Origin of the sequence: Stieleria mannarensis, from assembly GCF_014154935.1 — a bacterium.
GTDB classification, from domain to species: Bacteria; Planctomycetota; Planctomycetia; order Pirellulales; family Pirellulaceae; genus Stieleria; species Stieleria mannarensis.
In genome coordinates this window covers 1-1,717 of record NZ_JACEHH010000135.1, presented here as the reverse complement: position 1 = coordinate 1,717, position 1,717 = coordinate 1, and the positions used below count along the sequence as shown (strand labels likewise).

Genomic DNA, 1,717 nt, shown 5'->3' with positions numbered 1-1,717 from the left:
GGCCAACGGTCGCGAAACAATGCGCGGCCGAGTGACCGTTCCGATTCAAGACCACAACGGCAACATCATCGGCTTGCGCGGTTACAAGATCGATGCGCATGCAAGCGGTCCCGACGTGATCGTTGTTGGCGAAGAAGTCAAGACGCTGTCCACGAATCACACCAATGACACGAATAAAGACAATGCCGACGACAATGCCACCGTTGCCGAGCCAAAGCCAACAACCAAAGACGAGAACGAACTGATCATCGAAGACAATCAAATCATCTTCACTCGTGACGATCGACGCTACCGTATCCGTGGTCTTGAAAAGAACAAGTCCACCATGACGCTCAAGATCAACCTCATGGCGTCACGCGACGGCCTGGTTCACATGGACACGCTGGACTTGGTCAAGGCCCGCTCGCGCAGCTCGTTCATCAAAGCCACCGCAACGGAACTCTTCACCGATGCCGACATCATCAAGAAAGACATCGGCGCGTTGCTACTCAAACTCGAAGCGTTGCAGTCCGATCGCATCGCAGCGTTGAAACAACCGGCACGCACCGAAGTAAAACTCAGCGACGAACAACGATGCGAAGCGTTAGCGTTGCTTCGTTCTCCCGATCTCTTGGAACGCATTGTCGCCGACATGGACGCCTGCGGGATCGTCGGCGAATCCACCAACAAGCTCGCCGGCTACTTGGCCGCGACCAGCCGCAAACTTGCCAAGCCTCTGGCCATCGTGATTCAATCATCGTCCAGTGCCGGCAAGACGTCTCTGATGGACGCAGTCCTCTCGATGATGCCACCCGAAGACGTCAATCGCTTCAGCGGAATGACCGGTCAGTCGCTGTTCTATCTGGACAGCGATTCGATCCAACACAAGATCCTCGCGATTGCCGAAGACGAAGGCATCCGACAAGCAAGCTACGCCTTGAAGCTACTTCAAAGCGAAGGCGAACTACGTCACGCCACGGTCGGCCGCAGTGATGACGGACGAAGCCAAACCCAGGAACATCACGTCGAAGGACCCACGCAAATCTTCCTGACAACCACCGCGCTTGACATCGACGAAGAACTGATCAACCGTTGTCTGATCTTGACCGTCGATGAATCACGCGACCAGACCGACGCGATTCAAAACGTTCAACGTGATGCGCGGGCCGCTGTCGTGAGTCAATCGCTTGAGCTGAAGAATCAACTTCGCAAACTACATCAAAATGCACAACGACTGATTCGTCCGCTCACGGTCGTCAATCCCTACGCGCCGCAGCTGACGTTCGCCAACTACAAAACCAGACTCCGCCGCGATCACGAAAAGTATCTCACCTTGATCGACACCATCGCGCTGCTACATCAACATCAACGCGAGATCAAGACCGTCAACCACAACGACACGTCAATCGAGTACGTTGAAGTCACCAAGAACGATATCGCCGTTGCCAACGGCATCGCCGGACTGGTGCTCGGCCGCAGCCTCGATGAACTCGCGCCACAGACACGTAACCTGCTCGGGTTGCTCAACGATTACGTTAGCGAAACCGCCAAAGCCAATTCCGTCCCACGCAATGCCGTCCGTTTCACGCGCCGCGACATTCGCGAAGCGACGTCGATCGGCAACAGCCAATTGAGCATTCACTTAATGCGTCTTGTCGATCTCGAATACGTCCACGTTCACCGCGGCAAGAACGGTCAGCGCTACGTTTACGAACTGCTGTACAGCGGCGAAGGCCGT

Annotated in this window: 1 protein-coding gene; it reads left to right on the top strand. The window is 55.4% G+C overall.

The genetic code is table 11. The annotated features are described in order from the left end of the window. Positions 1-31 precede the first annotated feature (31 nt). Positions 32-1,717: MTBMA_p00010-related P-loop-containing protein (locus H1B37_RS32715; RefSeq protein WP_220498491.1), on the top strand; the 1,686-nt coding region annotated here is incomplete at its 3' end.